The organism is Pseudomonas sp. Bout1 (genome assembly GCF_034314165.1).
GTDB lineage: Bacteria > Pseudomonadota > Gammaproteobacteria > Pseudomonadales > Pseudomonadaceae > Aquipseudomonas.
The window spans coordinates 6,517,655-6,542,644 of the sequence record NZ_JAVIWK010000001.1 but is presented as its reverse complement, the minus strand read 5'-3'; the positions used below and the strand labels follow the sequence as shown (position 1 = coordinate 6,542,644).

Genomic DNA, 24,990 nt, shown 5'->3' with positions numbered 1-24,990 from the left:
CGGAGTGGTAACCCGATCAAAGTGTAGGAGCTGGCTTGCCTGCGATAGTGGTGTATCAGCAACAGATGTGTAGCTGACCCACCGCTATCGCAGGCAAGCCAGCTCCCACATTTGATTGGGTTTGCAAGGCAGGGTTTAGAAGTCGCCCCACAGTTGCTGGGCCACGGCCAGCGCCACGACTGGCGCTGTTTCGGTACGCAGTACGCGTGGGCCCAAGCGGGCGGCGTGAAACCCCGCACCTTGGGCCGTCTCGACTTCCCCATCGGTCAAACCACCTTCCGGCCCGATCAGGAAGGCCAGGCTCGCGGGCTTGGCATGGCTCACCAGCGGCTCGGCCACCGGGTGCAGCACCAGCTTCAAATCCGCATCGGCCTGCTTCAGCCAATCCGCCAGCAGCAGCGGTGGGTGAATCACCGGCACCCTTGAACGCCCGCACTGCTCGCAGGCGCTGATCGCCACCTGGCGCCAGTGCTGCAGGCGCTTGTCGGCGCGTTCGTCTTTAAGGCGCACTTCGCAGCGCTCACTGAAGATCGGGGTGATTTCGTTCACCCCAAGCTCGGTGGCTTTCTGAATCGCCCAATCCATCCGCTCGCCACGGGACAGTCCCTGGCCGAGGTGAATCTGCAACGGCGATTCGACCTGCCCGGCGAAGCTTTCGGTGACCTGCACCACCACGCGCTTTTTACCGACTTCCAGCAAGCTGGCGCGAAACTCCAGGCCTGCGCCGTCGAACAGTTGCACGGCGTCGCCTTCGCTCATGCGCAATACGCGGCTGATGTAATGCGCCTGGGCTTCCGGCAACTCGTGGTCGCCAAGGCTCAGTGGGGCGTCGACAAAAAAGCGGGACAGTCTCATTTCTGTTCTCTGTGGAGGTTCATGTAGGAGCGAGCTTGCTCGCGAAGAACGTAAGGGCGCCGCGTTTAAACAGGATACCCGCATTATCGTTGACGATTTTCGCGAGCAAGCTCGCTCCTACAGGTCAGGCAGCAGCGGCACCCGATTAATCAAGTGAACTCACTCAGCCCGGATCACGAAACCCCGGGTGGAAATCCTGGGGCACCGCCACGCTGACCTTGCTGTTGGTGGCGATATCGATCCCCTCGCTGGCCACTTCAGCCAGGAAGTCGATCTGCTCCGGGGTGATCACATACGGTGGCAGGAAATACACCACGCTGCCCAGCGGCCGCAGCAGCGCACCACGCTCCAGCGCATGCTCGAATACCTTCAGGCCACGGCGTTCCTGCCATGGGTAGGCAGCCTTGGTGGCCTTGTCCTGCACCATCTCGATGGCCAGCACCATGCCGGTCTGGCGCACTTCCGAGACGTGGGGGTGGTCCACCAGGTGCGCAGTGGCGGTTGCCATGCGCTGGGCCAGGGCCTTGTTGTTCTCGATGACGTTGTCTTCTTCGAAGATATCCAGCGTCGCCAGTGCCGCCGCACACGCCAGCGGGTTGCCGGTGTAGCTGTGGGAATGCAGGAAGGCGCGCAGGGTCGGATAGTCGTCGTAGAAGGCGTCGTACACATCATCGGTGGTGACCACGGCCGCCAACGGCAGGTAGCCGCCGGTCAGGGCCTTGGACAGGCACAGGAAGTCCGGGCGGATGCCGGCCTGTTCACAGGCGAACATCGTGCCGGTGCGGCCGAAGCCCACGGCGATCTCGTCATGGATCAGGTGCACGCCATAGCGGTCGCAGGCTTCGCGCAGCAGCTTGAGGTACACCGGGTGGTACATGCGCATGCCACCGGCGCCCTGGATCAACGGTTCGACGATCACGGCGGCGACGGTGTCGTGGTTGTCGGCGAGGGTCTGTTCCATGGCCTGGAACATGTTGCGGGAGTGCTCTTCCCAGCTCATGCCGTCGGGGCGCAAGTAGCAGTCCGGGCTCGGCACCTTGATGGTGTCCAGCAGCAAGGCCTTGTAGGTTTCGGTGAACAGCGGCACATCGCCCACCGACATCGCGGCGATGGTCTCGCCGTGGTAGCTGTTGGTCAGGGTGACAAAACGCTTTTTGTTCGGCAGGCCGCGGTTGAGCCAATAGTGAAAGCTCATCTTCAACGCGACTTCGATGCACGACGAACCGTTGTCGGCGTAGAAGCAGCGGGTCAGCCCTTCGGGTGTCATTTTCACCAGGCGCTCGGACAGCTCGATCACCGGCTGGTGACTGAAGCCGGCAAGAATCACGTGTTCCAGCTGGTCGACCTGGTCTTTAATGCGCTGGTTGATGCGCGGGTTGGCGTGGCCAAACACGTTGACCCACCAGGAGCTGACGGCGTCGAGGTAGCGTTTGCCTTCGAAGTCTTCCAGCCACACGCCTTCGCCGCGTTTGATCGGGATCAGCGGCAGTCGCTGGTGGTCTTTCATCTGGGTGCAGGGATGCCACAGCACCGCAAGGTCGCGTTGCATCCACTGGTTATTCAAACCCATCTTTATTCTCCTCGAAGCGGCTCGCGGCGTGCGCGGGCGAAACAATCGCGCAAGCCTATGCAATGCAGGGCTGTGTCACAACCCAATTGCATGCTTGTAGGGTAAATCGCAGTAAACACAGGACGGTCTGTCACGTTTCTTGGGAATAGTCCTTAATCCCTTGTTAACTTATTGTGCATACGCTCTTGATCGTATTTCTCGATATTTCAAAGCGAAATTTTCCGCTTTAATTCGATAGGTAAGTCGATAGTCTTGGGCACAGCTCTTACGGGATATGGGACATGCAACTACGTAACTCATCGGCCCGCTACGGCTGGGTCAGTATTGTTTTGCACTGGGGCGTAGCCCTGGTGGTGTTCGGTCTGTTCGCCTTGGGCCTGTGGATGGTTGGTCTCGACTACTACAGCACCTGGCGCAAAGACGCCCCGGACTTGCACAAAAGCATCGGCATCACGCTGTTTGCCATCATGCTTGTGCGCATTGTCTGGCGTTTACTCAGCCCGCCGCCGCCACCGCTTGCCAGCTATAGCCGCATGACGCGGCTGGGGGCTGCGTTTGGCCACGCATTCCTGTATCTCGGGCTGTTTGCCGTGATGATTGCCGGTTACCTGATTTCCACCGCAGACGGTGTCGGGATCCCGGTATTTGGCCTGTTTGAGATTCCTGCACTGGTTTCCGGGCTACCGGACCAGGCAGACACCGCAGGCGTGGTGCATTTGTACCTGGCCTGGGTATTGGTGGTGTTCTCCGGCCTCCACGGTGTGGCTGCGTTGAAACACCATTTCATTGATCGTGATGTGACCCTGGTTCGTATGCTGGGGCGCAAAGCCTGATGTTCAACCTCGACTCACAAGGAATAGAAAGCATGTTGAAAAAGACTCTCGCCGCTCTGGCCATCGGTTCTGCCCTGCTCACTGCCGGTCAGGTGATGGCAGCTGACTACGTTGTCGACAAGGAAGGCCAGCACGCCTTCGTTGACTTCAAGATCAGCCACTTGGGCTACAGCTTCATCACCGGTACCTTCAAGGACCTGGACGGCAAGTTCAGCTTCGATGCTGCCAAGCCTGAAGACAGCAAGATTGAGTTCAACGTCCGTACCGCCAGCGTGTTCACCAACCACGCCGAACGTGACAAGCACATCGCCAGCAAAGACTTCCTGGACGTTGGCAAGTTTGCCGATGCCAAGTTCGTCTCCACCAGCGTCAAGACCACCGGTAAGAACGCTGCTGGCCAAGTCACTGCTGACGTGACCGGCGACCTGACCTTTCACGGCGTGACCAAGCCGATCGTCGTCAAGGCGACCTTCCTGGGTGAAGGCAAGGATCCATGGGGCGGCTACCGTGCAGGCTTTGAAGGTACTACCTCCTTCAATCGCCAGGACTTCGGCAAGCAGATGGACTTGGGCCCAGCGTCCAACACCGTTGAGCTGTACGTGACGTTTGAAGGTGTGAAAGCGAAGTAATGCTTCGTCTGTAGGAGCCGGCTTGCCGGCGATAGCGCCCGCGCGGTACGTGGCGTTCTCAAGATCGTCATCGCCGGCAAGCCGGCTCCTACAGTTTTAAAGCTTCAATAAAAAATGCCCCGGATCTCGCGATCCGGGGCATTTTTTATGACGCGTTGAAAATCAGCGGTTGCGGGTCAGCAACGCTGGCTTTTCACCACGTGGACGGCCCGGCAGTTGATCCAACTGTTCAGGTGTCAGCGTGCGATCGCTTTTCGACTCTTTGTGGATGATCTTCGGTGCCGGGCCGCCGCGCGGGTTTTGCACCGCAGGCTCCGACAGGTGAGGTTGATCATCACGGGCCGGGCGACGGTTGCGCGACTCTTCGCGACGGGCCTGGCCGTCACGCGGTGCACCGTTGCGCGGGCCGCTGCGCTTGGCCGGCGGGGTGCCGGTGGTCGCGCCGCTGCTGCTGCGCGGACCGTTCTGGCGACCTTGTGGCTGGCCGCCAGTGCGTGGCGCAGAACCTGCGCCTGCACCGGCGCCTTGGGCTGGCGCGCCCGGACGACGACCACGACCCTGGGCCGGCTTGGCCTGGGGCACGTAGTCAACGCGGTTACCGAAGTTATCCACGTCGTCGTCCAGGAACTCGTCCGGCGCACGGTCGGCGGCAGCACGTGGTGGCTGGCTCGGCTGGCGCTGTTCGCGGGCCGGGGTGCCTTCACGGGGCTTTTGCTCACGGGCCGGGCGTTCGCCACGGCCATTGGTTGCAGCCTTATCCTTGCCGCCCTTGTCCTTGCCCTTGTCTTTACGACCGCCACCACCGCCGCCGCCGTTCGGGCCATCGCCCTTCGGACCGCGTGGGTTGTTGCGCGGGTTACGCACGTCCGGACGTTCGCGCACTTCAGGCTTCTCAGCCTCAACGGCGCTGGAGTCGAAGCCCATCAGGTCGCCATCGGCGATTTTCTGCTTGGTCATGCGCTCGATGCTTTTCAGCAGCTTTTCTTCGTCCGGTGCGACCAGGGAAATGGCCTCGCCCGAACGACCGGCCCGGCCAGTACGGCCGATACGGTGCACGTAGTCTTCGTCGACGTTTGGCAGCTCGAAGTTGACCACGTGTGGCAGTTGGTCGATGTCCAGGCCGCGCGCGGCGATGTCGGTGGCTACCAGGATGCGTACTTCACCGGCCTTGAAGTCGGCCAGGGCTTTGGTGCGCGCGTTCTGGCTCTTGTTGCCGTGGATGGCGACGGCGGTGAGGCCGTGCTTGTCCAGGTACTCGGCCAGGCGGTTGGCGCCGTGCTTGGTGCGGGTGAACACCAGCACCTGTTCCCACGCGCCGGCGGTGATCAGGTGGGCCAGCAGCGAACGCTTGTGGGCGGCGGGCAGGCGGAATACGCGCTGCTCGATGCGCTCGACCGTGGTGTTCGGCGGCGTGACTTCAATGCGCTCGGGGTTATGCAACAACTTGCCCGCCAACGCGGTGATGTCGTTGGAGAACGTGGCCGAGAACAGCAGGTTCTGGCGTTTGGCCGGCAGGCGCGCGAGGACTTTTTTCACGTCATGGACAAAGCCCATGTCGAGCATCCGGTCGGCTTCGTCCAGCACGAGGATTTCCACGTGGGACAAATCGACGCTGCCTTGGCCGCACAGGTCGAGCAAACGACCCGGGCAGGCAACCAGTACGTCGACACCCCGGGACATGGCCTGAACCTGTGGGTTCATGCCGACGCCGCCGAAGATGCAGGCGCTGACGAACTTCAAGTCGCGGGCATACAGCTTGAAGCTGTCATGCACTTGGGCGGCGAGTTCGCGGGTAGGGGTCAGGACCAGTACGCGCGGTTGGCGCGGGCCGTGACGCTGGGATTTGTCCGGGTGACCGTTGGGGAACAACCGCTCCAGGATCGGAAGGGCGAAGCCGCCGGTTTTACCAGTACCTGTCTGAGCCGCAACCATCAGGTCGCGGCCTTGCAACACGGCGGGAATGGCCCGCTGTTGCACCGGAGTAGGCTCGGTATAGCCCGCTGCCTCGATGGCGCGGACTAAAGCCTCGGAGAGACCGAGGGAAGCAAAGGACATGAGTAATCCTGTTTTAGTTAGGGCTTGGCCCAGAGGGATAGTCTTGCCTGGCGTGAATGGCGTTTAGATGAACGCAATCCCGTCCGGTCCTGCTGGGGCTGGCGGGCACTCAGACGGCTCGCGCGGGCTTGAAAGCTGCGCTGTAGCGGGGTCGGGTGCCTTTTGCAAGACCGAAGCGTCCGGGCGTAAGCCTGGCGGAAAGGCCGCAGTATAACAGAGCAATCACTCTGCGCTGCTTTCCTGCTGCTCAACGGTGTGCGCGGGCAGGGCCGATGCGCTGGTTTGGAGGCTTGTACCTGCATATTTGGCGCTCAAGGCCGCGTAGGCCGGCTCTTGCTTGAAGCGTTTGAGTTCGGCGGCAAAGCGCTGCACCAGCAAGTCCATGCCTGCACCGCGGCGCACCGCGAGAAATTGCGGCTGGCTGCTGATGACCGTCGGCGCCTCGGTGACCTGGCCCAGGAGGCCCAGTGCCTTGAGCACGTGCTGGCCGACCCGGCGGTCGGTGATCACCAGGTCGATGCGGCCAAGGGCCAGCTTGCCGAAGTTGGCCTCATGGCTGGCGGCCGGTTCCTGCTTGAACAGGCTGGACTCACTGAATTGCGGGCCATAAAGGTAGCCCGGCGAGGTGCCGATGGTCAGGCCGCGCAGGTCTTCAAGGCTCTGGAACGGGTGCGGGCGGTCGTTGGCGTAGAACAGCACGAACTCCACATCGGACAGCGGCTCGCTGGGGTACAGCAATACCGAGTCGCGCTCGTGGCTGTGGAAAATGTCCAGCGCGCCATCGGCCTGGCCCTGGTCGAGCATTGCCAGGCAGCGCTTCCAGGGCAGGAATTGCCATTGCACATCAATGCCCAGGCGTTGGAACACAATCACCGTGGTCTCATAGTCGAGCCCGCGCATCGTGCCGTTGTCGTCATACACATAGGGGGCCCAGGGTTCGGTGACAATGCGCAGTTTCTCGCCATGGGCGCCGAAGCTCAGGCAAGCGAAAAGGACAGCAGTCAACATCCGGGAAATCACAGGCATACCCTGAGATTACGACTGTCTCAGGCGAAAGAGAAGCTCTGGCACAGTGATCTTGAGGCATTAAAACCACAAAGGCCCTCGTCGGGACGAGAGCCTTGGTACGTCGAAACTGGCCTTAACGAGGCAGTTTCAGGTTGTTCCATATCGCCAGGCTCGGTTCGGCCTGGTTCAGGGTGTAGAAGTGCAACCCCGGTGCGCCGCCTTGCAGCAATTGTTCGCACATCTCGCTGATGACCTGTTCACCGAACGCCTGGATGCTCTTGACGTCGTCGCCGTAGGCTTCCAGTTGTTTACGAACCCAGCGTGGGATTTCCGCGCCGCAGGCGTCAGAGAAACGCGCCAGTTTGCTGTAGTTGGTGATCGGCATGATGCCCGGCACGATCGGGATGTTCACGCCCATCGCCTGTATGCGTTCAACGAAGTAGAAGTAGCTCTCGGCGTTGAAGAAGTACTGGGTGATCGCGCTGTTGGCGCCGGCGTTGGCCTTGCGCACGAAGTTCTGCAAATCGTCTTCGAAATTGCGGGCCTGGGGGTGCATCTCCGGATAAGCGGCCACTTCGATATGGAAGTGATCGCCGGTTTCTTCACGGATGAAGCTCACCAGGTCATTGGCGTAGCGCAGCTCGCCGCTGGCCATGCCCATGCCGGACGGCAGGTCACCGCGCAGGGCGACGATGCGCTTGATACCGGCTTGCTTGTACTGGGTCAGCAGGCTGCGCAGGTCGGCCTTGCTGTCGCCCACGCACGACAAATGCGGAGCCGCAGGTACTTTGGCTTCGCTTTCCAGCTGCAACACGGTGTTGATCGTGCGGTCGCGGGTGGAGCCGCCGGCACCATAGGTGCAGGAGAAAAAATCGGGGTTGTAGCTGGCCAACTGCTTGGCAGTCGCCATCAGTTTTTCATGCCCAGCATCGGTCTTGGTCGGGAAGAACTCGAAGCTGTAGCGACGGTCTTGGGACATGGTCATACCTATGGAAACTCAGAATACCGGTGTGGGAGCGGGCTTGCCCGCGATGCAGGCACCTCGGTGTTCCAGCAATATCGAGGCGATACTATCGCAGGCAAGCCAGCTCCCACAAAAGCCAGCTCCCCTATGGCAGCTGGCACTGGGCCGATCAGTAACGGTAAGCGTGCGGCTTGAACGGACCTTCAACACCAACACCGATGTAGTCGGCCTGGGTCTTGGTCAGTTGAGTCACAACGCCGCCGAAGCCACGGACCATTTCCAGGGCCACTTCTTCGTCGAGTTTCTTCGGCAGTACTTCCACGGTCAGGCGCTCGGCTTTCTGGGCTGGCGACAGGTCGGCGTATTTCTGGCCGAACAGGAAGATCTGGGCCAGTACCTGGTTGGCGAACGAGCCATCCATGATGCGGCTTGGGTGGCCAGTGGCGTTGCCCAGGTTTACCAGGCGGCCTTCGGCCAGCAGGATCAGGTAGTCATCGTTCTGCGGGTCGAAATCGCCAGCGCCGGTACGGTGAACCTTGTGTACCTGAGGCTTCACTTCTTCCCATGCCCAGTTCTTGCGCATGAAAGCGGTGTCGATTTCGTTGTCGAAGTGGCCGATGTTGCACACCACGGCGCGCTTTTTCAGGGCCTTGAGCATGTTCGAGTCGCACACGTTCACGTTACCGGTGGTGGTCACGATCAGGTCGATCTTGCCCAGCAGGGCTTTGTCGATGCTCGCTTCGGTGCCGTCATTGACGCCATCGATGAACGGCGAAACCACTTCGAAACCGTCCATGCAGGCTTGCATGGCGCAGATCGGGTCAACTTCGGAGACTTTAACGATCATGCCTTCCTGACGCAGGGACTGGGACGAACCCTTGCCCACGTCACCGTAGCCGATCACCAGCGCTTGCTTGCCGGACAGCAGGTGGTCGGTGCCGCGCTTGATCGCATCGTTCAGGCTGTGACGGCAGCCGTACTTGTTGTCGTTCTTGCTCTTGGTCACCGAGTCGTTGACGTTGATGGCCGGGATTTTCAGCTCGCCCTTGGCCAGCATGTCCAGCAGGCGGTGAACGCCGGTGGTGGTCTCTTCGGTCACGCCGTGGACGCGGTCGAGGATTTGCGGGTACTTCTTGTGCAGCAACTCAGTCAGGTCGCCGCCGTCGTCGAGGATCATGTTGGCGTCCCATGGCTTGCCATCCTTGAGGATGGTTTGCTCCAGGCACCACTCGTACTCTTCTTCGGTCTCGCCTTTCCAGGCGTAAACCGCGATGCCGGCAGCAGCGATAGCGGCTGCGGCCTGGTCTTGAGTCGAGAAAATGTTGCACGACGACCAACGCACTTCGGCACCCAGGGCAACCAGGGTTTCGATCAGCACGGCCGTCTGAATGGTCATGTGGATGCAGCCGAGAATCTTCGCGCCCTTGAGCGGCTGTTCAGCGGCGTACTTGCGACGCAGGCCCATCAGGGCTGGCATTTCGGATTCGGCGATAAAGGTTTCGCGACGGCCCCAGGCAGCGAGGGACATGTCGGCGACTTTGTAGTCGGTAAAACCTGCAGGCGTGATTACAGCGCTCATGAAGAGCCTCCATTCGTAGTGTGCGAATGGGCGCCGTTGTGCGTTTAGTATCCAGCTGGCTAACCAGGCCGGACAACGCCCCATCCGAGCCTGACAGGTCGAGCCTGCTGCAGCGCCCCTCGGACAGGTGGCGGGAGAACGGTATCAATCGAAGATGACCGTTTTGAAGCGGAGGCGATTATAGCCGCGTGCGCCTGACTTCTAAAGCCTTTCTGTCGGCGGCATGAAGATAGCTCATGGGGTTGATAGGCAATGGCTCATAGAGCTTGGGCCCGGCCTCTGCCATGATGTTGCCCATCATTTGCCAACACGCTTTGGAGTGAACATGAACTTCCACACCCGCAAATGGGTTAAACCCGAAGACCTCAACCCCAACGGCACCCTGTTCGGCGGCAGCCTGCTGCGCTGGATCGACGAAGAAGCGGCCATCTACGCGATTGTCCAGTTGGGCAACCAGCGGGTGGTGACAAAATACATCTCTGAAATCAACTTCGTCAGCGCCTCGCGCCAGGGCGACATCATCGAACTGGGCATCACCGCCACCGAGTTCGGCCGCACCTCCATCACCCTGACCTGCGAAGTGCGCAACAAGATCACCCGCAAGAGCATCCTGACTGTGGAAAAAATGGTCTTCGTCAACCTGGGGGAAGACGGCCTGCCGGCGCCCCATGGCCGCACCGAGATCAAGTATGTGAAGGATCAGTTCCAGGAAGACGGCATCAGCGAATAAGCTCGGCCGGGAGCGACTTGTTTTACAAGACGCTTCCGGATGGATCTTTCCCATGTTCTCTCGTCACACAGGACTACACCCTGAAGAGAGAGTCGACACATGGCATTGTTAAATCCTGCCCAGCCTTCATTCCCTCAATCGCTGCTGCCCGCTCCCCACGACATCGTTGGCAGCGGCCTGGCGGCGGCGCGCGACACGGCCTTGGCGCCGATTATCGAAAGGCATGGTCACGCTACCGTTGAACCCCAGGGTACGAAAACCTCCCTGGTAGACGGTGCAGGCGAACGCAAGTTGGCGTTGAGTCGCTACCCGAATGGCGTGGTGGAAGTGACGGTTTCCCCACCGCCGATCACCCAATTGGTACTCAGTGGCGGCGGGGCCAAGGGTATTGCCTACCCGGGCGTGGTCCAGGCGCTTGAAGACGCAAACGCCTTGAAGCATATCCGCAGTATTTCAGGCTCATCCGCCGGCGGTATCTCGGCAGCCCTGCTGGCCAGCGGGATGGGGGCGAAGGCCTTCGACACGCTGTCGGACAACCTCGAGCTTCCCAAACTGATGAACAGCAAGCACGCCATTCCCGCTTGGCTGCAAAATGCCAGTTCGAGTGTCGGCAAGGTCGCCGGCAAGGTCAGCAGTCTGGCAGAGGTTGTATTTAACGTATTGCCACGGCTGGGTTCCAAGGCCGAACCTCTGGAGGACCTGGTACGCGAGGAGTCGCGAAAGACCGTGCTGGCGCACATTGGCGACCTGCCCAGGGAGCTTCGCACACCACAGGTTTTGGCGATTGCCGACAAATTAGGTGCGGGCGGTGCGACCACGTTCGGTGACCTGCAGGCATTGAGCCTGCATATTCCGGCAATCAAGGAACTCAATATCACCGGCACCGGTTTGTTCGATGGCCGCCCGCAGTTGGTGGTGTTCAATGCCAACCTCACGCCGGACATGGATATCGCGCGCGCCGCGCATATTTCGGGGGCGCTGCCGCTGGTGTTCAAGGCGCCCGAGGAGAAGGGGCACGGGTTTCAGGCAGACGGCGAGAAGACCTTCTTTCAGGATGGCGGCTTGCTGCTCAACACCCCCGTGGCTGACTTTTACCAGCGCACGTTTCCCGGCAGTGCAATCGCCGATACCGAACAACTGATTCTGAAGTTCAGCGGTGATAAGTCTGCGGCCGTGCGCGGCAGTCACTTGGGCAGCTTAAAGGATAGCTTTCTCGGGATCCCGAACGCGGCCAATAGTGAGTTGATGGCATCGAAACTCAGTAGGATCAAGGATCAGACGGTTGTCATGCCATTAAAGACCGAGATCGGCGACTTCAGTGGCTTCCTCAACGGCACGATCAATTTCACCATGCCGCTGGAGGTCAAGAATCAGCTACAGGAACTGTCTCGGGCTGCGGTGAATACCCACTTGGAGAAACGCTCGCAAGTGCGAGAGCAGCACTCATTCAGCTCGATTGACAGCGCCGTGCTGGCCATGAGCGATTCCATGCTCGCCAGCGTCAAGGACGCGCTTGACCAGGACGACGCCTCCCGTAGCGTGCTGCGCTTTCGAAGCGAAGCCCGGCAGGGGCTTGGCATGCTGGATAAGGCTGTGGCATCGGCCAATACCGGCGAGCGGCTGCACATGACGCCTGAATTGGCCTCGGCATTGCGCAACCTGGACGCCCTGGCCAGTCGCCCGGAATACGTCGAGTGGCTGGGTGCCCGCCTCAATGATGCAGGCAACCCCAATTTCCAGCAGTTGCTACAAGCGCCGCATCAAACGGCCTCACGGGTGCTGGCCAGTGGCATCAGCGAAATGAAAAAACGCGATATCGCTGTGATCGCCGATAACTTCACGCGGGAAGTGCTCTACCCCTCGCTGTTTCGCCCGGGCCAGCCAGATTCGAATGTTGCACTGCTGCGCCGGGTTGAACACAACCTGGGCCGGGCAACGACGCCGGCCCAGGTCAACCAGGCGCTCGATGACATCGTTGACAACTACGTAGCACGTAATAAGCCCTGGTCGCAGCCGGGACGCTCCACGACAGTCGAAATGGCCAAGGCATGGCGCCTGGCGGTTTAGTTGCCACGTCACTGAACAGCCCTGAACCCCGCGTGTCGTAGCTACAGGCACACAACGGATTCAGGAACGCCATGGCCACCGAAAAAGACGGCAAGACCCCCAACCTGTCGCAGGAAGAGCAGCACGATGTCGACAAGAACCAGCCGCCCCGCGCGGCGGTTCTGCATGAAATCATCCGCACTCAAGGCGACCAGGAGCTGGAACGCACCGTGGCGGCATTGTGGTGGTCGGCGCTGGCCGCCGGCCTGACCATGGGCCTGTCGTTGATGGGCATGGGCTTGCTCAACTCGCGGCTCCCGGAGGGCGAAGAGTTCAAGGTAATTGCCAGTTTTGGCTACTGCGCGGGCTTTTTGGCGGTGATCCTCGCTCGTCAGCAGCTGTTCACCGAAAACACCCTGACGGCGGTGTTGCCCGTCATGAGCAAACCCACGCTGAACAATTTCGCACGGTTGCTGCGCTTATGGGCCGTGGTGCTGGTGGGCAACCTGTGCGGCACTTTGCTGGTGGCGTACGTGATGTTGCACTTGCCGATTTTTGACGCCAAGACCGACCTGGCCTTCCTGGAAATCGGGCGCAAGGTCATGGAGAACGACACCTCCCAGATGTTCGCCAAGGGCATTGTGTCTGGCTGGATGATCGCCACCATGGTGTGGATGATCCCGTCCATGGAAAGCGCCAAGCTGTGGATCATCATCCTGATCACCTACCTGATGGCGCTCGGGGACTTCACCCACATCGTGGTGGGATCGGCAGAAGTGTCCTACCTGGTATTTGCCGGCGAGTTGCCATGGAAAGACTTCTGGCTGGTGTTTGCCGGGCCGACGCTGGCGGGCAACATCATCGGCGGCAGCTTTATCTTTGCGCTGATCAGCCATGCGCAGATTCGCAGCGAAAGCAGCTTGCCCGGTAAAGCCGCTGCGGACCCGAGGCATCCGCAGCAGATCAACAAGGATCAGTGAGTGTCGGGTACCGGCGCATCTTTGGTCACGCGCTTGACCAGTTTGCCGATGCTCAGGCCCTGCAACAGGATCGACGACAGCACCACGATGTAGGTGATGCTCAACAGCAAGTCGCGTTCCGGGCCCAGCGGCAGGGCCAGGGCCAGCGCCACGGAAACCCCGCCGCGCAAGCCGCCCCAGGTCAGGATGCGGATGGTACCGCGGGGCACCGTGCGCCAGCGCCGCAGCAGCAGGATTGCCGGGGCCACCGTCAGCAAACGTGACAACAGGATCGCCACTGCCAGCAGACTTGCCGCCAGCACATGCAGCCAGTTGAACGGCAACAGCAATAGCTCCATGCCGATCAGCGCGAAGAGCAGGGCGTTGAGCATGTCATCGAGCAACTCCCAAAAACCGTCCAGGTAACGCCGGGTCATGTCGTTCATCGCCAGCTTGCGGCCCAGGTTACCGATGATCAGTCCCGCCACCACCATCGCAATCGGTGCCGACACGTGCAGTTCGGTGGCCATCGCCGAGCCGCCGATCACCAACGCCAAGGTCAGCATCACTTCGATCTGGTACTGCTCGATGCTCTTGATCATCAGGTACACGAGGTAACCGATCAGCCCGCCGAACACCACGCCGCCAATCGCCTCATGGGCAAACAGCATGGCCGTGGCGCCCACGGTGGGCGTCTCGCCCAGTTGCGCAATGCCCAGCAACACGGTGAACACCACCACTGCCGTGCCGTCGTTGAACAGTGATTCGCCGACGATGGTGGTTTTCAGCGGCTTGGACGCGTTGGCGGTTCGCAGTACACCGAGTACCGCGATCGGGTCGGTGGGGGAGATCAGCGCACCGAACAGCAGGCAGTACAGGAAACTCACGTGCCAGCCGAACAGGGCGAAGATGTAGAACGCCAGGCTGCCGATCACCACGGTGGCGATCAACACACCGAAAGTAGCGAGCAGGCCAATGGGCCAGCGGTAGCTGCGCAGGTCACTCAGGTTAACGTGCAAGGCGCCGGCGAACAGCAGGAACGAGAGCATCCAGTTCATCAGCAAGTCGCCGAAGTCGATCTGGCCAATCAACTGCTGGACGCGCTCCTCAAGCCCGGGGTAACCGATAAAGCTCAGGCCTTGCAGCAGCAGGGAAAACATCAGCGCCGTCACCATCACACCGATGGTGGGCGGCAGGCCGATGAAGCGGTAGTTCACATACGTGAGCAGGGTGGTGAGGCAAATAAACGCAGCGACAAGTTCAAGCATCCGGGGTCCTTGGATGGAGGAGTGGGAAATCTACTTCGCAATAACACGTAGGAGCTGTCGAGCCTGAGCGAGGCTGCGATGGGAGCACCGCGCTGTTGCTGTCAGACCGCAGCGCTGCCATCGCAGCCTCGCTTGGGCTCGACAGCTCCTACGCAAGCTTTAGCTTTTAGTTGGGTAAGTGGACCGCAGCAGGGCGGCGACGTTGCAGTTCGATGAACAAAAGTGCCGCCACCACCATCCCGCCGATCCAGGCACCGAGCGGCATGCGAGGATCTCCTTCGGTAATCGTTACGCTCTGATCAGGCATACGCATGCCGGCGCCCGGATCGGCGAAGATCGGGCAGCAGCCAAATTTATTGGTCTAGGTCTTTGCGCAACTGAGTGCGGCGTGGTCGGCTTTAGTATAAACAGGTGCTGAAATATGGCGAATCAATTCCGCTTTTTATGACTGGGGAGTCACCGTGATTGCAACAGCTCTGGTACTGGTAGCGGCGTTGTTGCATGCGACGTGGAACACCTTGATCAAATTCAGCGGCGAGCGCCTGTTGGTCATCGCGTGTATGGACACGGTGGCATTGCTGTTCGTGGTGCTGGCGGTTGGGTTTGTGTCGTTGCCGCCGCTGCAGATCTGGCCGTGGATCATCGCCTCGGCGTTGTTTGAGTTGCTCTACCGCTACCTGCTGATCCAGGCCTATCGCGTGGGTGACCTGGGCTTGGTGTACCCATTGATGCGCGGCTTGTCGCCTTTGGTGGTGCTGGCGCTGACGCTGGTGTTTGCCGGTGAGGTGCTCAGTACCCAGCAGATTCTCGGCATTGTGCTGATTCCGTTCGGCATGCTGTGCCTGTTGTGGCAGGGCGGCGGTGGCGACCGGTTGCCTTGGTCGATGCTGCCGGTGGTGGCGTTGATCGGCCTGTGTATCGGTTGCTACACCTTCCTCGATGGCCAGGCATTGCGCCGTTGGTCACACCCGCTGGACTACCTGGTGTGGCTGACGCTGATAAGCGCATGGCCGTTTCCGTTGCTGGCGATGGTGCGCAAACGGGCGGCGTTCGGGCTATTTTGGCGCACGCAGTGGCGGCTGGGGCTGAGTGTCGGGCTGTGCGTGCTGTTGAGCTACGCTCTGGTGCTTTGGGCCATGCAGTTGGGCTCGATTGCCGAGGCTGCCGCGTTGCGGGAAGTCAGCGTGATCCTGGTGGTACTGTTCGGCATGCGTTACCTGAAAGAACCTTTTGGCCGGCCACGGCTCATAGCCTGTGGGTTGGTGCTGATCGGCATGTTCGTGATGAAACTCTAACCGTTGAGTAAAACTAAAAAAGGAATGGGTTATGACAGTCGCTTTCTGGTGTGTGTTGATCGCAATCTTTCTGCCGTACCTGTGCACGGGCCTGGCCAAGTTCAGCGGTGGCAAGTTCGGGCCCCGGCAGAACCATGACCCGCGAGCATTCCTGGATACGCTCGACGGCTTCGCCAAGCGTGCCCACAGTGCGCAACTCAACAGCTTTGAAGTAACCCCGGCGTTTGCGGCGGCGGTGATCATTGCGCATTTGGCCGGCGGCGCGTCGTTGGTGACGATCAACGTACTGGCGGTGCTGTTTATTACCAGCCGGTTGCTCTACATCATCTGCTACCTGGCGGACTGGGCAATGCTGCGGTCGCTGGTGTGGGCGCTGGGAATGGCGTTGATTGCGAGTTTCTTCTTCGTATCGATCTAGGGCGTGACGCTGTTCAAATGTGGGGGCGAGCAAGCCCGCTCCCACACAAGCCCTCCACACAGTGAGTTTGTGGTGTGCTTCAGGTTCCTGTCGGCGCATCCGGCACTTTTGGCAGCGCTGCGCCTTTAGGCCACAGCATCCAGATCTGGCCCTGCTGCTTCATGTTGCCTGCCAATTCCCCGGCAGCTTCACCGGTTCCCCAGAACAGGTCGGCGCGCACTTCGCCGGTAATTGCACCACCGGTATCCTGCGCAGCCACCGGCCGGGCAATCGGCGCACCGTCCGGCTTCGTAGTCGACAGCCACAGCAGGCTGCCCAGCGGAATCACCTTGCGATCCACCGCAACGCTATAACCCGCGGTCAGCGGCACGTTCAGAGAGCCACGCGGGCCTTCGTTGCTGTCGGGGCGGGCGCTGAAGAACACGTAGCTGGGGTTGCTCGCCAGCAGTTCAGGAATGCGCTGTGGGTGCGCCTTGGCCCACGCGCTGATGGCGCCCATGGTCACGTCTTCTTTTTTCAACTCGCCTTGCTCGACCAGCCAGCGGCCAATGGGGCGGTACGGGTAACCGTTTTGGTCGCCGTAACCGACACGCAATTGGCGGCCATCGGCCAGTTGGATGCGGCCCGAACCCTGGATCTGCAGAAATTGCAGGTCCATCGGGTTGGTCAGCCAGGCGATCGGCTTGGCGCTGGAGCCTTGCTGGTTGATGGCGCTGGCGTCGTCATAGGGTTTGAGCACCCGACCCTCCAGGCGACCGCGCAGGCGCTTGCCCTTGAGTTCCGGGTAGATGCTCTCAAGGTTGACGATGATCAGGTCGTCCGGCACGCCGAACACCGGCACATGGGCGGTGGCGGTTTCGGTGAGGCTGCCGGGGTAAACCGGTTCGTAGTAGCCGGTGATCAGGCCGTTGGGGCTGTTGTCGGCCGAGCGCAGGCCGTAGACATCCAGGTTGGCCTTGAGGAAGTCGCGAATCGCCACTGCGGTTGACGGCACGGTGGCCGATGCAGCGCATGTTGCGCCCCACACCGGGTCAGCCTTGAGCCGTTGGCAGGCACTGCGCCAGGACTCGAAGCCGGCTTGCAGGTCGCTGTCTGATACAGCCGGGAGGTTTTCCCAGGTGGCACCGACATAGGTCGCGATGGCGTGAGGTTTGGCTTTTTCGTCCTTGCCGGTGTCGCAACCGGCCAGCAACGCGATCATTGGCAGCGCCCACGCCAGGCGGCGGGTCCAGGGGTTGAAGCGGATACTCATACAATCAATTCCTGAAGCGATTGCCCGCGCTGGTCGGCGCTCGAGCAACCCTTATTATTAATAGGGGTATTGGTCTTTGTGGGCGGGGCGAGGATACTGGCCGCCGTTTCCCGTGACCTTGAGCCATCATGACTTTTAAAAGACTGACCGTTGTATTGCTGGCCTGCCTGACACTGTCCGCCTGCGGCGGGGTTGACCCGAATTCGCCCCTTGGCCAGCGCAAGGCTATTTTCAAGCAGATGCTCAAGACCGGCGAAGACCTGGGGGGCATGCTGCGTGGGCGCATTCCGTTCGACGGGGCAAAATTTGCCGAAGGCGCGGTCAAGCTCGATGCCTTGTCCCACGAACCGTGGAAGCATTTCCCGAGCGTGCGCGAAGAAGACCATACCAGCGCCAAGGACAACGTGTGGCAGCAACAGGCACGCTTCCAGGAGCTGGCCCGAAACCTTGAAGCGGCCACCGGTGAATTGGTGGTCGCAAGCCAGGCCCAGCCTTACAAGGCGAGCAACCTTGGGCCGGCGGTGCAGAAAGTCGAAGATGCCTGCACCGCCTGCCATAAACAGTTCCGCGATCACTGAGGCGTCTTACTTGTCCAGTTCGTCCAGGGCTTCCTGCAAGTCCTTGCGTGACTGGGCGAGCTTGTCCTTGCGCTTGTTGATCTTGTCGGAGTCACCCTTCTTCATTGCCTTGTCGAGGTCGGCCTGACGGCGGCTGACTTCGTGCTTGGCGTCGAGCACCTTGTTTTCGCGCTCCTTTTTCAAAGAGGCGTCGGTGCAATTGGCAGTGACTTCACTCAAGGCTTTTTCCAGGCCGGCTTGCTGCTCGCTGTTGCCGTGGGCCTTGGCTTGTTCGATCTGGGTGCTGATGGCCTGGCGCTTGGCGGCGCAGCCAGTGAGTGGCGAGGCTTCTTCGGCCGCCAGCAGCGGCGTAGCCATAAGGGTAGCGACGGTCAACAGGGCAAAAGGTGCAAGAAATTTCATAAATGCTCCAAGGGACACAAGGTCTCGATCAGGTGGGCAGGATGACTTCTGCTGGCACCGGTTAATGCTGTAGGGCAGAGGTTAAAACCCCTCTACTCCGGCAGCCCGTAATGTTTCACTCAAGGCCAGCACCTGCGGGTCGCGAAAAAAAGCGCTCAGTTGCGCCGCGCGCCCCGGGCCTATGCCGTCTTCGGCCAGCCAGGCTTGAGTGTCTTTGGCGGCCAGGGTTTGCCAGCCGCCGCGTAGATTGTTGCGGGCCGTGGGCGGTACTCCCAGGGCCATCAGCCATTGCGCGAACGGTCGCTGCCGGGCACTGCGCAAGCTGTCGAGTAAACGCGCACTGCTGCGTTCACCGAAGCCATCAATGTTAGCAAGCTCTGCCTCATCCAGGGTTAACCAATCGAGCAGCCCACCGATTAGACCGGCCTGGATCAAGGTGTTCCAGGTTTCGCGGCCAATGTGTGGCAGGGCCAGGCCCTGGGCGCCACTCAGCCAGGTCAGGCGCGCGAGCAACTGTTCTTCACAGCCGGGAGCCAACTGCCAGCAACTCAAGGGGTGGAAATCCTCGGCCCGCGGGACCTGCAGTTCGACCCGTGGCTGGCTGCGCAGGATGACGTGGTCAAGGCGCGGGATGACTTGCCCCGCAAGGCTGATGGAGACCTGGTCGCCCGGGCGAATATCCAGTGCCTGCCAGCGTTTCAGGGAGCCAACGCTGACCCGGCTGATTTTCCGGTCATCGAGCCGTACCGGTTCCACCTCCAGCACGGAGGTGATGCGCCCGGTGCGGCCAATCTGGAAGTGCACCTTGCGCACATGGGCCAGCGCCTTGGCCACCGGGTATTTCCAGGCAATCGCCCAATAGGGCGCGCTGATGCCCCAGCGCTCGGCAGGAGCCCGTTGGCCTTGGTGCAACACCACGCCGTCGCTGGCGAAGGGCAGCGGATGGTTGTACCAATAGCTGCGCCAGTGGGCCGCGTCGGTGATCTCCTTGATCGGGTGGCTATAGCGCCCGCTGTCAGTGAAGCCCCATTGCGCTAGCTGGCTCAACCGTTCGGCAAAATCGTCTGGCCCCTGGGGCCAGGCCCAGACAAACAGGCCAATTCCAGCGGCTTCGGCTTCGCTCAATTGCCGGCGATTCATCAACCCGGCTATTTTGCCGCGGGCGCCGACGCCGCCTTGGGCTGCCTGCACATGATCATTCAGTTGCCAATAGAGTTCGCCCTGCAACAACAGGTCAATGGCCTCGGGCAGTTGCTGGACGATCCCGGGGATCTTGCGTGCAGAGGCTGACCAATCCTGGCCTAACCGGCCGTCGCCACGGCTGATGACCCGGCTCAACCGGCCCTTGCGGTAAACCAGCGTCACGGCCACGCCATCGACCTTGGGCTGAATCCACACGTCCTGGCGAGTGTTCAGCCAGGTTTCAACGGCGGGGTCATCCAGCAGTTTTTCCAGGCCTGTGTGGGGCGTCGGATGGTTGAAGGTGCCTCGCGCGCTGGCCAGCGGGTTCTCCATGACCGGCACCGAGGGGTCGAAACAACTGCGCCATTGGGCAAGGCGCTGGCGAGCCTGGTCATACAGCTCATCGCTGATCAGCGACTGGCCAAGCCGGTGGTAGCTGTCATCCCACAGGCGCACTTGCTGCGCCAGGGTGTTGACCTGGGCCCGGGCGTGGCCCGTTTCCCAGTCGGGACACTCTTGCGCCCACGCAATGAGCGGCGAGAAGCTGAGTAAAAAAAACAATAGCGAGCGCATAGGCGAGGTCATCATGAGCATCCTTGCTCTGAAAGGGCGTCCAGCCTAAGCCATCCCTGCAGGCATAAAAAAGCCCCGCAACCGCAAGGCTTTTTACTCGATGTTGCTGCTTGCCTGAACAGACCGGCCTCGCCCGGTTAATCATCCGGACAAACACCGGGCAATAAAAAGCCCTGCAGGGAGCACCCGGCAGGGCTTTGTGTACACCGTAGGGCTTACAGGCCGGCGGCAGTGCGCAGGTCGTTGGCGCGGTCGGTCTTTTCCCAGGTGAACGTGGTGAAGGTGTCGTTGCCGACGGTCTTCTGCTCTGGGGTACGACCGAAGTGGCCGTAGGCTGCGGTTTCCTGGTACATCGGGTGCAGCAGGTCGAGCATGGTGGTGATTGCGTACGGGCGCAGGTCGAAGATTTCACGCACCAGCTTGACGATCTTGTCGTCGCTGATCTTGCCGGTACCGAAGGTGTTCAGCGAGATCGACGTAGGCTGGGCCACACCGATAGCGTAGGAAACCTGGATCTCGCAACGCTCGGCCAGGCCGGCAGCCACGATGTTCTTGGCCACATAACGACCGGCGTAGGCCGCGGAACGGTCAACCTTGGATGGGTCCTTGCCGGAGAACGCGCCACCGCCGTGACGGGCCATGCCGCCGTAGCTGTCGACGATGATCTTGCGACCGGTCAGGCCGCAGTCGCCCACCGGGCCGCCGATGATGAACTGGCCGGTCGGGTTGATGTGGAACTGGGTGTCCTTGGTCAGCAGTTCGGCAGGCAGCACGTGCTTGACGATCAGCTCCATGACGCCTTCGCGCAGGTCGTTGTAGGAAACGTCCGGATTGTGCTGGGTCGACAGTACGACCGCGTCGATGGCAACGACTTTGCCGCCTTCATAACGGCAGGTCACCTGGGACTTGGCGTCTGGGCGCAGCCACGGCAACACCCCTGATTTACGGGCTTCAGCCTGGCGTTTCACCAACTGGTGGGAGAAGGTGATCGGTGCCGGCATCAGTACGTCGGTTTCGTTGCTGGCGTAGCCGAACATCAGGCCCTGGTCGCCGGCGCCCTGATCTTCAGGCTTGGCGCGGTCGACACCCTGGTTGATGTCGGGGGACTGCTTGCCGATGATGTTCATCACGCCGCAGGTCGCACCGTCGAAGCCGACGTCGGAGCTGTTGTAGCCGATGTCGATGATCACATCACGAACGATCTGTTCCAGGTCGACCCAGGCAGAGGTGGTGACTTCACCGGCGATGATTGCCACGCCCGTTTTCACCAGAGTCTCGCACGCCACTCGGGCGAACTTGTCTTCAGCAATGATGGCGTCCAGCACCGCGTCAGAGATCTGGTCGGCGATTTTGTCCGGATGCCCTTCAGACACGGACTCGGAGGTGAAAAGGGAGTATTCGCTCATCTCGATGTTTTCCTGATATTTACCGATGGTGAGTGTCGCCAGCCGGCCGCTGAAAATGGCGGACCTGAATCTGGAAACCATTACGTAAACCTACATAGAGGCTTTCCCCGGGAACGAGTCCCGCAGCGGTGGCCCAACGGGCCAGATCGTCCTGTTCAAAACCCAGCCAGAGATCACCGCAGGCCTCCCTGGCCCAACTCTGGTTGTGGCTGCATAAATCTGTGACCAACAGGCTGCCGCCTGGTTGCAGCAAATTCGCCATCTGCCTCAGGGCTTCTGCCGGGGCGGCGAAATGGTGCAGGACCATGTTCAGCACCACGCAATCGGCCCGCAGGCTGGTGTCGCTCAGGGCGTCCGCCAACTGCAGGCGGACATTGCCCAGCGCTTCGCGCTCACACAGTTGGCGCGCCAGCTCCAGCATCGCCGGGCTGTTGTCCAGCGCCGTGACCTGATGAAAACGCCGCGCCAGCTCCGGCAGGAAACCTCCGTCTCCTGGGCCTACTTCAACCGCCGTGGCCTCATCACTGAAGCCCAGCTTGTCTAAAAGTGCCAATACGCTTTCGCGGTATTGCGCCAAGCCGGCGATCAAGTCCTGTTGGGCGCGAAACTTCTCGGCTACCCGTGAGAAAAAGTCCTGGCTGGCCGCAGCGCGTTGTCCGTGCACCTGGCTGATGCGCGACTGCACGTCAGCCGGCAGGGCCAGGCTGTCTATTTCTTCGAGCAGCGCGGCGTGCAGCTTGCCGCCCAACTGTTCAGTGTGGGGCAGGGCGCGACGGTAAAAAATCGCATTGCCTTCACGGCGGGTCGCCACCAGGTCGGCCTGCGCCAGTACCTTCAAGTGGTGGCTCATGCCGGACTGGCCGATCGCGAAGATCTGCGCCAGCTCCAACACTCCGAACGAATCGTTGGTCAGCGCGCGCAATACATTCAGGCGCAACGGATCGCCGCCGGCCTTGCACAGGGCTGCCAGCTCGTCGCTGTCGTCGGGGCGAATGGAAGGAGCGCTTAAGTTCATAAGGCCAGCAGTCTAGTGAGGGTGGGAAAACCCCGCAAGGGCAATATCAAAAAGTTTTGATATTGGTCGATAATCGGTGGTTATAAGCAGCCGCTATAACCTCTGGACGAAGCGGTAATCGTTTTCTCCAGCCATTGCGCAGGAAAAACACCCTCAAGTGACTATCTGTCATTGCCCCGAGGGCCGTGGCTGAGGGAAAATGCCGATCCTTTTTTCCGTTTCTTTTATTCAACTCCAGGAGATCAGCGATGCCCAGCCGTCGTGAGCGTGCCAACGCCATTCGTGCCCTCAGCATGGATGCCGTGCAAAAAGCCAACAGCGGCCATCCCGGTGCCCCGATGGGCATGGCGGATATCGCCGAGGTACTTTGGCGTGACTTCCTGAAACACAACCCGAGCAACCCGGCGTTCGCCGACCGTGACCGATTCATCCTGTCCAACGGCCACGGCTCGATGCTGATCTACTCGTTGCTGCACCTGACCGGCTACGACGTCACCATCGACGACCTGAAAAACTTCCGCCAGATCCACAGCCGCACCCCGGGCCACCCGGAATACGGCTACACCCCAGGCGTCGAGACCACCACCGGCCCACTCGGCCAGGGCCTGGCCAACGCCGTGGGTTTTGCCCTGGCTGAAAAAGTGTTGGGCGCGCAGTTCAACCGTCCAAACCACAACGTTGTCGACCACCACACCTACGTGTTCCTGGGTGATGGCTGCATGATGGAAGGCATTTCCCATGAAGTCGCATCCCTTGCCGGCACCCTGGGCCTGGGCAAGCTGATTGCCTTCTACGATGACAACGGCATCTCCATCGACGGCGAAGTCGAAGGCTGGTTCACCGACGACACGCCAAAGCGTTTCGAAGCCTACAACTGGCAGGTGATCCGCAATGTCGACGGTCACGATCCTGAAGAGATCAAGACCGCCATCGAAACTGCCCGCAAGAGCGAGCAGCCAACCCTGATCTGCTGCAAGACCACCATCGGCTTCGGCTCGCCGAACAAGCAAGGTAAAGAAGACTGCCACGGCGCCCCATTGGGTGACGCGGAAATCGCCCTGACCCGCGCTGCGCTGAAGTGGAACCACGGCCCGTTTGAAATCCCGGCTGACATCTATGCCGAGTGGGACGCCAAGGAAGCAGGCCTGGCTGCCGAAGCCGAGTGGGACCAGCGTTTCGCGGCCTACTCCGCCGAATTCCCGCAGCTTGCCAACGAACTGGTACGCCGCCTGGCCGGTGACCTGCCTGCCGACTTCGCTGAAAAAGCCTCGGCCTACATCGCCGAAGTGGCTGCCAAGGGCGAAACCATCGCCAGCCGTAAAGCCAGCCAGAACGCCCTGAACGCTTTCGGCCCGCTGCTGCCTGAGTTCCTCGGCGGTTCGGCTGACCTGGCCGGCTCCAACCTGACCCTGTGGAAAGGTTGCAAGGGTGTCTCGGCGGAAGACGCCAGCGGCAACTACATGTACTACGGCGTGCGCGAGTTCGGCATGAGCGCCATCATGAACGGCGTTGCCCTGCACGGCGGCCTGGTGCCTTACGGCGCGACCTTCCTGATGTTCATGGAATACGCACGCAACGCCGTACGCATGGCGTCGTTGATGAAGAAGCGTGTGATCTTCGTCTATACCCACGACTCCATCGGCCTGGGCGAAGACGGCCCGACGCACCAGCCGGTCGAGCAATTGACCAGCCTGCGCACCACGCCGAACCTGGACACCTGGCGCCCATCGGACGCCGTCGAATCGGCTGTGGCCTGGAAGCACGCGATCGAGCGTAAAGACGGCCCTTCGGCGCTGATCTTCTCCCGTCAGAACCTGCAGCACCAAACCCGCGACGCGGCGCAGATCGAAGGCATCAGCCGTGGTGGCTACGTGCTGAAAGACTGCATCGGCGAGCCTGAGCTGATCCTGATCTCCACCGGTTCCGAAGTGGGCCTGGCGGTTCAGGCGTACGACAAACTGACGGCCGCCGGGCGTAACGTGCGTGTGGTTTCCATGCCGTGCACCAGCGTTTTCGAAGCGCAGGATGCCGACTACAAGCAATCGGTATTGCCGTTGCAGGTCAGCGCGCGTATCGCCATTGAAGCGGCTCACGCCGACTACTGGTACAAGTACGTGGGCCTGGAAGGCCGCGTGATCGGCATGACCACCTACGGTGAGTCGGCGCCGGCGCCAGCGTTGTTCGAAGAGTTCGGTTTCACCCTGGAAAACATCCTGGGTCAGGCTGAAGAGCTGCTGGAAGACTAAAGCCCGTCCCCTTGTAGGAGCGAGCTTGTTGTGGCGAGGGAGCTTGCTCCCGCTGGGCTGCGAAGCGGCCCCAAGCCGTGCGATCGAGGTGTGTCAGATACACCTCGTCAGCCGGTCTGGGAGTGCT

At 60.9% G+C, this 24,990-nt stretch carries 21 protein-coding genes, 1 pseudogene and 1 riboswitch; of the genes and pseudogenes, 9 read left to right on the top strand and 13 right to left on the bottom strand.

Annotated elements, in window-relative coordinates:
- Positions 1 to 135: 135 nt before the first annotated feature.
- The 3 genes and pseudogenes from RGV33_RS30330 to RGV33_RS30320 all read right to left on the bottom strand — a co-directional run bounded on the left by RGV33_RS30330 (position 136) and on the right by RGV33_RS30320 (position 2,425).
- Positions 136 to 855, bottom strand: coding sequence for a 16S rRNA (uracil(1498)-N(3))-methyltransferase (locus RGV33_RS30330; RefSeq protein WP_322148085.1), 720 nt, complete (start codon positions 853 to 855; stop codon positions 136 to 138).
- Between the two features lie 22 nt (positions 856 to 877).
- Positions 878 to 964: pseudogene (locus RGV33_RS30325) on the bottom strand (outer membrane lipoprotein carrier protein LolA); the annotation flags it as partial.
- A gap of 54 nt (positions 965 to 1,018) precedes the next feature.
- Entirely contained in the window at positions 1,019 to 2,425 is a 1,407-nt protein-coding gene (locus RGV33_RS30320) for an adenosylmethionine--8-amino-7-oxononanoate transaminase (protein WP_322148084.1), read from the bottom strand.
- 281 nt (positions 2,426 to 2,706) lie between these two features.
- On the opposite strand from RGV33_RS30320, the gene RGV33_RS30315 reads away from it, so the two are divergent.
- Together RGV33_RS30315 and RGV33_RS30310 are read left to right on the top strand one after the other, a co-directional pair.
- On the top strand, positions 2,707 to 3,258 hold the full coding sequence (locus RGV33_RS30315) for a cytochrome b (RefSeq protein WP_076017768.1): 552 nt from the start codon (positions 2,707 to 2,709) through the stop codon (positions 3,256 to 3,258).
- A 32-nt stretch (positions 3,259 to 3,290) separates the two neighbouring features.
- The gene (locus RGV33_RS30310; RefSeq protein ID WP_322148083.1) at positions 3,291 to 3,887 is read left to right on the top strand and encodes a YceI family protein; all 597 of its coding nucleotides are present in this window, start codon (positions 3,291 to 3,293) and stop codon (positions 3,885 to 3,887) included.
- 162 nt (positions 3,888 to 4,049) lie between these two features.
- Here the strand turns inward: RGV33_RS30310 and RGV33_RS30305 are convergent, their stop codons facing one another.
- The 4 genes from RGV33_RS30305 to ahcY form a co-directional block, all read right to left on the bottom strand.
- Positions 4,050 to 5,942, bottom strand: a complete 1,893-nt coding sequence (locus RGV33_RS30305) for a DEAD/DEAH box helicase (protein ID WP_322148081.1) — start codon at positions 5,940 to 5,942, stop codon at positions 4,050 to 4,052.
- 222 nt (positions 5,943 to 6,164) lie between these two features.
- On the bottom strand, positions 6,165 to 6,968 hold the full coding sequence (locus RGV33_RS30300; protein WP_322148079.1) for a transporter substrate-binding domain-containing protein: 804 nt from the start codon (positions 6,966 to 6,968) through the stop codon (positions 6,165 to 6,167).
- A 115-nt stretch (positions 6,969 to 7,083) separates the two neighbouring features.
- A complete protein-coding gene (gene metF / locus RGV33_RS30295) occupies positions 7,084 to 7,929 on the bottom strand; it encodes a methylenetetrahydrofolate reductase [NAD(P)H] (RefSeq protein WP_322148078.1) in 846 nt (281 codons plus the stop codon).
- A 154-nt stretch (positions 7,930 to 8,083) separates the two neighbouring features.
- Positions 8,084 to 9,493: an adenosylhomocysteinase gene (gene ahcY / locus RGV33_RS30290; RefSeq protein ID WP_322148077.1), complete on the bottom strand. Its 1,410-nt coding sequence runs from the start codon at positions 9,491 to 9,493 to the stop codon at positions 8,084 to 8,086.
- 21 nt (positions 9,494 to 9,514) lie between these two features.
- Positions 9,515 to 9,620: riboswitch (S-adenosyl-L-homocysteine riboswitch) on the bottom strand.
- A gap of 198 nt (positions 9,621 to 9,818) precedes the next feature.
- On the opposite strand from ahcY, the gene RGV33_RS30285 reads away from it, so the two are divergent.
- The 3 genes from RGV33_RS30285 to RGV33_RS30275 all read left to right on the top strand — a co-directional run bounded on the left by RGV33_RS30285 (position 9,819) and on the right by RGV33_RS30275 (position 13,249).
- A complete protein-coding gene (locus RGV33_RS30285; protein ID WP_010167614.1) occupies positions 9,819 to 10,223 on the top strand; it encodes an acyl-CoA thioesterase in 405 nt (134 codons plus the stop codon).
- A 99-nt stretch (positions 10,224 to 10,322) separates the two neighbouring features.
- Positions 10,323 to 12,290: a patatin-like phospholipase family protein gene (locus RGV33_RS30280; RefSeq protein WP_322148076.1), complete on the top strand. Its 1,968-nt coding sequence runs from the start codon at positions 10,323 to 10,325 to the stop codon at positions 12,288 to 12,290.
- A 71-nt stretch (positions 12,291 to 12,361) separates the two neighbouring features.
- Complete coding sequence (locus tag RGV33_RS30275) at positions 12,362 to 13,249, top strand: formate/nitrite transporter family protein (RefSeq protein WP_322148075.1); 888 nt, start codon at positions 12,362 to 12,364, stop codon at positions 13,247 to 13,249.
- Here the strand turns inward: RGV33_RS30275 and RGV33_RS30270 are convergent.
- Positions 13,243 to 14,496, bottom strand: coding sequence for a sodium:proton antiporter (locus RGV33_RS30270; protein WP_322148074.1), 1,254 nt, complete (start codon positions 14,494 to 14,496; stop codon positions 13,243 to 13,245). The genes RGV33_RS30275 and RGV33_RS30270 overlap by 7 nt on opposite strands.
- A gap of 461 nt (positions 14,497 to 14,957) precedes the next feature.
- On the opposite strand from RGV33_RS30270, the gene RGV33_RS30265 reads away from it, so the two are divergent.
- The gene (locus RGV33_RS30265; protein WP_322148073.1) at positions 14,958 to 15,791 is read left to right on the top strand and encodes an EamA family transporter; all 834 of its coding nucleotides are present in this window, start codon (positions 14,958 to 14,960) and stop codon (positions 15,789 to 15,791) included.
- 31 nt (positions 15,792 to 15,822) lie between these two features.
- Positions 15,823 to 16,209, top strand: a complete 387-nt coding sequence (locus RGV33_RS30260) for an MAPEG family protein (protein ID WP_322148072.1) — start codon at positions 15,823 to 15,825, stop codon at positions 16,207 to 16,209.
- A 79-nt stretch (positions 16,210 to 16,288) separates the two neighbouring features.
- Here RGV33_RS30260 and RGV33_RS30255 read toward each other — a convergent pair whose 3' ends face one another.
- On the bottom strand, positions 16,289 to 17,461 hold the full coding sequence (locus tag RGV33_RS30255) for a murein transglycosylase A (RefSeq protein WP_322148071.1): 1,173 nt from the start codon (positions 17,459 to 17,461) through the stop codon (positions 16,289 to 16,291).
- A gap of 128 nt (positions 17,462 to 17,589) precedes the next feature.
- On the opposite strand from RGV33_RS30255, the gene RGV33_RS30250 reads away from it, so the two are divergent.
- Positions 17,590 to 18,039: a cytochrome c gene (locus RGV33_RS30250; RefSeq protein WP_322148070.1), complete on the top strand. Its 450-nt coding sequence runs from the start codon at positions 17,590 to 17,592 to the stop codon at positions 18,037 to 18,039.
- Positions 18,040 to 18,045: 6 nt separating this feature from the next.
- Here RGV33_RS30250 and RGV33_RS30245 read toward each other — a convergent pair whose 3' ends face one another.
- The 4 genes from RGV33_RS30245 to RGV33_RS30230 all read right to left on the bottom strand — a co-directional run bounded on the left by RGV33_RS30245 (position 18,046) and on the right by RGV33_RS30230 (position 22,617).
- A complete protein-coding gene (locus RGV33_RS30245; RefSeq protein WP_322148069.1) occupies positions 18,046 to 18,441 on the bottom strand; it encodes a DUF1090 domain-containing protein in 396 nt (131 codons plus the stop codon).
- Positions 18,442 to 18,522: 81 nt separating this feature from the next.
- Positions 18,523 to 20,208: an NAD-dependent DNA ligase LigB gene (gene ligB, locus RGV33_RS30240; protein WP_322148768.1), complete on the bottom strand. Its 1,686-nt coding sequence runs from the start codon at positions 20,206 to 20,208 to the stop codon at positions 18,523 to 18,525.
- Positions 20,209 to 20,411: 203 nt separating this feature from the next.
- Positions 20,412 to 21,602, bottom strand: coding sequence for a methionine adenosyltransferase (gene metK, locus RGV33_RS30235; protein WP_322148068.1), 1,191 nt, complete (start codon positions 21,600 to 21,602; stop codon positions 20,412 to 20,414).
- Positions 21,603 to 21,621: 19 nt separating this feature from the next.
- Positions 21,622 to 22,617 (bottom strand): metalloregulator ArsR/SmtB family transcription factor, encoded by a 996-nt coding sequence (locus tag RGV33_RS30230; protein ID WP_322148067.1) that lies wholly within the window; start codon positions 22,615 to 22,617, stop codon positions 21,622 to 21,624.
- Between the two features lie 248 nt (positions 22,618 to 22,865).
- Between RGV33_RS30230 and tkt the strand changes: the two genes are divergently transcribed.
- Positions 22,866 to 24,863 (top strand): transketolase, encoded by a 1,998-nt coding sequence (tkt, locus tag RGV33_RS30225; protein ID WP_322148066.1) that lies wholly within the window; start codon positions 22,866 to 22,868, stop codon positions 24,861 to 24,863.
- Positions 24,864 to 24,990 lie beyond the last annotated feature (127 nt).